The sequence below is a fragment of the Limoniibacter endophyticus genome (genome assembly GCF_014652835.1).
GTDB classification, from domain to species: Bacteria; Pseudomonadota; Alphaproteobacteria; order Rhizobiales; family Rhizobiaceae; genus Limoniibacter; species Limoniibacter endophyticus.
Window position 1 is genome coordinate 23,762 of sequence record NZ_BMZO01000014.1, and the last position, 6,769, is coordinate 30,530.

Genomic DNA, 6,769 nt, shown 5'->3' on the forward strand with positions numbered 1-6,769 from the left:
AAACGGGGAACAAACTATTGCATTTCAACGAGATGTTCGACGCGGACAGCATGCCGCGCGAGCCATACAAATCCTATCATGATTGGTATGGTCGGCAGGACCCCTCGCGGCTGGTGGCGAAATCACGCGATGCCGAGGCAATTTTCCGTCGGACCGGTATCACCTTCGCCGTCTATGGGCAGGATGATTCATCCGAACGTCTGATCCCCTTCGATATCGTCCCGCGCATTCTGTCAGGACGCGAATGGCGTCGATTGACGCAGGGCATCGAGCAGCGTGTTACTGCCATCAACGCCTTTCTCGATGATATCTACCACAAGCAGGAAATCCTGCGCGCTGGGCGCATCCCGCGCGAATTAATCGAGAAGAACGCTGCCTTCCTGCCGCAGATGATTGGTGTGCGGCCGCCAGGCGGGGTTTATACCCATATTATCGGGGTCGATATCGTACGCACCGGACCGGACGAATTCTTCGTTCTGGAAGATAACGCCCGCACGCCTTCCGGTGTCTCCTATATGCTGGAGAACCGGGAAACCATGATGCAGATGTTTCCCGAGCTGTTTCACAAGATCCGCGTACAGCCGGTCAATAATTATCCGAAGCTTCTGCGCCAGAGCCTCGCGGCTGTCGCACCACGCCACTGCGACGGGCGTCCGCGCATCGCGGTGCTGACGCCCGGCATCTATAACTCCGCCTTTTACGAGCATGCCTATCTGGCCGATCAGATGGGCGTCGAATTGGTGGAAAGCTCTGACTTGCGCGTCATCGACGGGCGCGTTTCAATGCGCACGACCAAGGGCTACGAGGCCATCGACGTGCTCTATCGCCGCGTTGATGATGACTATCTCGATCCGTTGAGCTTCCGGCCGGATTCCGCACTGGGCGTGCCGGGCATTATGGATGTGTTCCGCGCCGGCAATATCGCGATCGCCAATGCCCCCGGCACCGGTATCGCTGATGACAAGGCGATCTATTCCTACATGCCCGAAATCGTAGAGTTCTATACCGGACGCAAGCCGCTTCTGGAAAATGTGCCCACCTGGCGTTGTTCAGAGCCTGACAGCCTGAACTACGTTCTCGATAATCTGGAACATCTCGTCGTCAAGGAAGTGCACGGCTCCGGCGGCTACGGCATGCTGGTAGGGCCGACCGCCACCAAGCGCGAGCGCGCCGAGTTCGGCAAGAAACTGCGCAAGAACGCATCGAACTATATTGCGCAGCCGACCCTCGCGCTCTCCACCGTTCCGATCCTCGTCAAGAAAGGAATAGCGCCGCGCCATGTCGATCTGCGTCCTTTCGTTCTCGTGTCGGACCGTATCCAGATCATTCCGGGCGGCTTGACCCGCGTTGCACTCAAGCAGGGGTCGCTCGTGGTAAATTCCAGCCAAGGCGGCGGCACCAAAGATACGTGGGTTCTGGAGGACTGACATGCTGGGACGCACGGCCGACGGTCTTTATTGGATGTTTCGGCATATAGAGCGTGCTGAGAATATAGCTCGCCTGATTGATGCCGGTCTGCGCATGTCCCTAACCCGCACTGGCGAGGCAGACGACGAATGGGATTCGGTCCTGCGCAGCGCCGGGATGCATGCAAGTTATCTGCAGAACCACGAGAAGGTGACCGGCTCTGAGGCCATTCACTTCATGCTGAGCGAGACCAATAATCCCTCCAGCGTCCTTTCTGCCATCACGTCCGCACGTCTCAACGGGCGAATGGTCCGCACGGCTCTTACCCGCGAGACCTGGGAGGCCATGAACGAGTGCTGGATCGCGGTGAAGGCAATGATGTCGCGCACGGTGCGCGATACGGAAATGCCCGCGATGATCGATGCGATCAAGCAGCATACGGCCCTGATCCGCGGTTCCTTTCACGGCACGATGCTGCGTAACGAGATCTACAGTTTTGCACGTATAGGCACGTTTATCGAGCGGGCCGATAATACAGCGCGCATTCTCGATGTAAAATATTACGTTCTTCTGCCCAGCATTTCCTATGTGGGTTCCTCGCTCGACAATGTGCAGTGGGAATCCATCCTGCGTTCAGTCTCGGCGCACCGCTCCTACAGTTGGGTTTACGATACGGATTATCGCCCGATCAACATTGCCGATTTCCTCATCCTCAACCGGCGCATGCCGCGTTCGCTCGCGTTCTGTCACGCCGCGATTTCTGAAAATCTGCTCAATCTGGAGCGCGATTACGGTCAGCGCCACCCGGCACACGACACGGCGCAGAGAATCCTTTCGCAGTGCGAGCATCGCACGATCGATGAAATCTTCGATCGCGGCTTGCACGAATTCTTGCTTGATTTCATCATTCAGAATAACCGGCTGGGCAGCGAGATCGCGCGCGCCTACAATTTCCACTGAGATTGAGGGCGCCATGCTTCTGAAAATCGAGCATCTTACCGAATATAGCTACAGCGAACCGGTTGCTTATGCCCTGCAGCGCATCAAGCTCGTGCCGCAGTCGGGGCCGACGCAGCATGTCAAAGAATGGAAGGTCGTGGCTGAGGGCATGTCGGTGCAGGCCGAATATGCCGATCAATTCGGCAATAAGACGCAACTCGTCAGCTCCGCGCCCTTCATCGAACGCATCGTCATCGTGGCGACGGGCGAAGTGGAGACGAAAGACACGCATGGCGTCGTCGGTTCGCATGAGGGATTGGTGCCGCTCTGGGTGTATGCTCGGGAAACGCCGCTTACCAGACCCGGCACGTTGGTAGGGGGACTCGCAAAGAGCATCTGCAATGATGGCGACCTTAACCGCCTGCATGCGTTGATGGAAACGATTGCGGTACGGGTCGCTTATGAAACGGGCACAACCGGTGTTGCCACACCGGCAGAAGATGCTCTGAGGGCTGAAAAGGGTGTGTGCCAGGATCATGCGCATATATTCATTGCCGCCGCCCGTATGCTGGGTTTTCCATCGCGATATGTGTCGGGCTATCTACGCATGAAGGACCGCGAGGAGCAGACGGCGGCGCATGCCTGGGCCGAGGCGCATGTGCCTGAGCTGGGCTGGGTGGGTTTTGATCCTGCCAACGGCATTTGCCCGGACGAGCATTACGTACGGGTGGCCATAGGACTTGATTATCGCGATGCCGCGCCGATTTCAGGAATTCGCTCAGGATTTTCCACAGAGAAACTTGCCGTTTCCGTCCATGTGCAGCAGTAATAGCCGGGTTTGATGCCCGGAGAATCATAGCGAAATGACGTATTGCGTCGGCATGCGCCTCGACAAGGGGCTCGTCTTCATGGCCGATACCCGCACCAATGCGGGCGTCGATGACATTGCCAGCGTCAAGAAAATGTATACATGGGAGGTTCCGGGCGAGCGAGTGATCACACTGCTTTCCGCCGGTAATCTCGCCACCACGCAGGCGGTGATCGGCATATTGGAGGAGCATCACAAGCATCGCGACGAGCGCCGTCCGGATATTTATCAAACCGACACGCTTTTCCAGACCGCCAAGCTGATCGGCGATATGGTCAAGCGTATCATTAAGGACGCATCGGATGGAGGACCTGAGCAGACGGCGGGGACCTTTCACGCGACCTTCATCATGGGCGGGCAGATCAAGGGTGAGCGCCCGCGTCTCTTCTTCATCTATCCCGAAGGCAATTTCGTCGAGGCGACAGATGAGAATCCGTTTTTCCAGATTGGCGAAAACAAATATGGCAAACCCATCCTGATCCGTGCATATGAAAAGGATATGAGCTTCGAGACGGCGGTGAAGTTGCTACTCGTTTCCTTCGATTCGACATTGAAATCCAATCTTACGGTTGGCATGCCGCTCGATCTGCAGCTTTACGAGAAGGATAGTCTGAAGCGTGGCTTCGAGAAGCGTTTTCTGCCCAATGATCCCTACTTTCTGGCAGTCGCCAGCGGTTGGTCAGACGCGCTCAAGGCCGCGTTTGCCGAATTGCCGGATTTCTCTTTCGATCAGTAGGCGTCCAAGGCCACGGACTTGACGATTGCGAAGACTGGTTTGCCCGATGCAAGCGCCAGCATATCGAAGGAATAGCGCGTGATGCGCGCAATGATCCTCTGCCCGGCGCAATCCATAATAACGTCAAACTGATGCGAGCCGATCTCGTCGACTGCAACGACCTTGCTTTCAAGGACATTGAGTGCGCTGATCCCGGCGGGGCGTTCGGTCGCCAGCATCACGTCACGCGCCGCAATGTGCACCCGTCTTTTGGCGCCCGGCTCGAGCGCGCCGGCAAGCACCTGAATTTCAGCTTCGCCCACGGCCAGTCTGGACAGACCAGTTTCGGCATTATGCGCAACGACAATGGCGTCGAGGATGACGCCCGCCGATCGCAGATCGTCCTGCGGTTTCAGGTCGCGGGCCAAGAGATCCTGCGGCGTGCCAGTCGCGACAATCCTGCCTTCGCGCAGCGCGATCATCCGGTCGGCGATGCGCAGGATTTCTGCGGGCGCGTGACTGACATAGATGATTGGGATGCGAATGTGCGTGTGCAACCGTTCCAGAAACGGCAAAATTTCGTCCTTGCGGGCTTGATCGAGCGCCGCCAGAGGCTCGTCCAGCAAAAGCAGGCGCGGGCTGGCCATGAGGGCCCGCCCTATGCTGACGCGCTGGCGTTCGCCGCCCGAAAGTTTCGCTGGCCGCCGGTCCAGCAGATGCCCGATGCCCAGCATGGCGACGATGGCGTCTTCGTGCTGCGCAGATGGAGCCCGGTTGAACCAGCGTCCGTAATGGAGGTTCTGGCGTACGGAGAAATGAGGGAAGAGCAATGGCTCCTGGAACACGACCCCAAACCGGCGTTTGTGTGGCGGTACGCTTTTTCTGCCATCGCTGAGGAGTTCGCCGCGGAATCGAATTGTCCCGCTTGCCGGCCGGTCCAGGCCGCAAATCAGCCGTAGCATGGTGCTTTTACCTGATCCTGAAGGGCCGAAAAGCGCCGTCACGCCGCTGCCGATCTTCTCCTGAAAGGCAAGATGAAAATCCCCCTGAAAATGCTTGAGATCGATCTCCAGCATCAGAACGGACCCTGACGATTGCGGATGCGTCGTGCCAGAAGCTCCGAAGCAAGCAGAGCGCACATCGAAACCGAGATCGCAATGAGTGTCAGCCGCATCGCAGCGGCATCTCCGCCGGGCACCTGGGTGAACGTATAGATCGCTGAGGAAAGTGTCTGCGTCTGCCCTGGAATATTCGATACGAAAGTAATGGTGGCGCCAAATTCGCCCATTGCCTTGGCAAAACATAAAACCATGCCGGCCAGGATGCCGGGCAGGGCAAGGGGCAATGTCACTGTGAGGAAGACCATGAAGGGTGACGCGCCGAGCGTCGAGGCGGCGCGTTCATAGCCTCGTTCGATAGTGTCGAAGGAAAGGACGATGCTGCGCACCATCAGCGGAAATCCCATCACTGCGCAGGCAAGTGCAGCACCTGTCCAGCGGAACGAGAAGACGAGGCCGAGTGTCTGTTCGATAAAGCTGCCGATCGGGCCGCGTCGTCCGAACGAGATCAGGAGAAGATAGCCCGTTACGACGGGCGGCAATACAAGCGGCAGATGGACCAGGCCGGAAAGCAAGGCGCGTCCTGGAAAATGACCGCGCGACAGGGCGTAGGCAACGGCGAGGGCAAGCGGCAGGCTGAAAAGAGTGGCGGTACCGGCGACCCGAAGGCTCAGGCGCACCGCCTCCCATTCATCCGGACTGAGATGAAGCCATTCCACCTAATTGCTCTTTGCAAACATAGTGAAGCCAGCCCTCGTGAAGAATTTTTCAGCTTCCGATGCGTGCAGGAACTGGAGATAATGCTTCGCTCTACCTGAAGCGCCCGTCAATGCGGCTGCGGGATAAATAATCGGCGGATGGCTTTCTTCCGGAAAGGTGCCCACAATCGCCACACCCTTGTCCGCGGAGGCGTCCGTCCTATAGACAATGCCGAATGGCGCTTCGCCGCGCGAGACCAGCAAAAGTGCAGCGCGCACATTTTCAGCACCTGCGACCTTGTCTTCAACAAGGGGCCAGACGTCTAGCCATTCAAGCGCCGCCTTGCCATATTTGCCCGCCGGAACGCTGTTTACCGCGCCCATGGCAAGGTGCTCATCTCCAAGCAATCCCGCCAGATCGAACCCTTTTTCTATCGTTACTTCCTCTTCCGTTTCGCCTGAGGGGCGCACCAATACCAGACGGTTGCCAAGCAGATTGCTGCGCGTCGCCCCGTCGATTGCTCCCTGTTCCTGCAGATAATTCATCCATGCGAGATCTGCAGAGATGAAAATGTCTGCGGGCGCGCCGTTCTCGATCTGCCTGGCCAGAGCCGAACTGGCCGCGTAGGAAACGTTGATAGTTACGTTCTCCTCTTCGCTATATGCCTTGTTCGTTGCATCGAGCGCGTTCTTCAGGCTGGCGGCGGCGAAGACGGTAATCTGCTCCTGTGCTCGGACATCGGTAAACCCCGTTGCTGACAGAATGATAAGGGCAGCAAAAGGAATGGAGAAGCGCATGATGGTTGTTCCGTGGGGCTAAAGGCAGACTAGGTTCGATATCAGGTGATGTTGCATCTCTGGTCAAGGCATTGACGCATTGGATAAAGCTTCTTCGGCAAAAGATTTTTCGGTTCATCCCTGTCCGAAAATTAACCATTTTAACACTGGAATTGCGCTCTTTTTCATCATGTGCTATTCTCCATGTTTACCAATTGAGCACGGCGAACACGAAAATCTGTCAAGAATTTTGATTTTTGTGTTTGACATGAGTGTGTTTGTGGGATTAGAAGGTGGCCATCGACGG

At 57.0% G+C, this 6,769-nt stretch carries 8 protein-coding genes; 5 read left to right on the top strand and 3 right to left on the bottom strand.

Annotated elements, in window-relative coordinates:
* Positions 1 to 32: 32 nt before the first annotated feature.
* From IE151_RS17385 to IE151_RS17400, 4 genes are read left to right on the top strand one after another with little or no spacing between them, the layout of a single operon-like run.
* A complete protein-coding gene (locus IE151_RS17385; RefSeq protein WP_189493034.1) occupies positions 33 to 1,427 on the top strand; it encodes a circularly permuted type 2 ATP-grasp protein in 1,395 nt (464 codons plus the stop codon).
* 1 nt (position 1,428) lies between these two features.
* A complete protein-coding gene (locus IE151_RS17390; RefSeq protein WP_189493021.1) occupies positions 1,429 to 2,367 on the top strand; it encodes an alpha-E domain-containing protein in 939 nt (312 codons plus the stop codon).
* Between the two features lie 13 nt (positions 2,368 to 2,380).
* On the top strand, positions 2,381 to 3,175 hold the full coding sequence (locus tag IE151_RS17395) for a transglutaminase family protein (RefSeq protein WP_189493023.1): 795 nt from the start codon (positions 2,381 to 2,383) through the stop codon (positions 3,173 to 3,175).
* 34 nt (positions 3,176 to 3,209) lie between these two features.
* Entirely contained in the window at positions 3,210 to 3,950 is a 741-nt protein-coding gene (locus IE151_RS17400) for a proteasome-type protease (RefSeq protein WP_189493025.1), read from the top strand.
* Here the strand turns inward: IE151_RS17400 and modC are convergent.
* Genes modC through modA form a run of 3 tightly spaced genes read right to left on the bottom strand, consistent with a single transcriptional unit; the run spans position 3,944 to position 6,483 of the window.
* Complete coding sequence (modC, locus tag IE151_RS17405) at positions 3,944 to 5,005, bottom strand: molybdenum ABC transporter ATP-binding protein (RefSeq protein ID WP_189493027.1); 1,062 nt, start codon at positions 5,003 to 5,005, stop codon at positions 3,944 to 3,946. The two genes, IE151_RS17400 and modC, sit on opposite strands and share 7 nt — an antisense overlap.
* Positions 5,005 to 5,706, bottom strand: coding sequence for a molybdate ABC transporter permease subunit (gene modB, locus IE151_RS17410; RefSeq protein ID WP_189493029.1), 702 nt, complete (start codon positions 5,704 to 5,706; stop codon positions 5,005 to 5,007). The genes modC and modB overlap by 1 nt, the downstream gene beginning before the upstream one ends.
* Positions 5,707 to 6,483, bottom strand: a complete 777-nt coding sequence (gene modA, locus IE151_RS17415; protein WP_189493031.1) for a molybdate ABC transporter substrate-binding protein — start codon at positions 6,481 to 6,483, stop codon at positions 5,707 to 5,709.
* Between the two features lie 79 nt (positions 6,484 to 6,562).
* Between modA and IE151_RS17650 the strand changes: the two genes are divergently transcribed.
* On the top strand, positions 6,563 to 6,769 hold a 207-nt coding region (locus IE151_RS17650), incomplete at its 3' end, for a hypothetical protein (protein WP_210310917.1).

Bases quoted from the DNA above. Each gene is read 5' to 3' on its own strand.
- IE151_RS17385 (WP_189493034.1), top strand. From the start codon at position 33: ATGTTCGACGCGGACAGCATGCCGCGCGAGCCATACAAATCCTATCAT.
- modC (WP_189493027.1), bottom strand. From the start codon at position 5,005: ATGCTGGAGATCGATCTCAAGCATTTTCAGGGGGATTTTCATCTTGCC.
- IE151_RS17395 (WP_189493023.1), top strand. From the start codon at position 2,381: ATGCTTCTGAAAATCGAGCATCTTACCGAATATAGCTACAGCGAACCG.
- modA (WP_189493031.1), bottom strand. From the start codon at position 6,483: ATGCGCTTCTCCATTCCTTTTGCTGCCCTTATCATTCTGTCAGCAACG.
- IE151_RS17400 (WP_189493025.1), top strand. From the start codon at position 3,210: ATGACGTATTGCGTCGGCATGCGCCTCGACAAGGGGCTCGTCTTCATG.
- IE151_RS17390 (WP_189493021.1), top strand. From the start codon at position 1,429: ATGCTGGGACGCACGGCCGACGGTCTTTATTGGATGTTTCGGCATATA.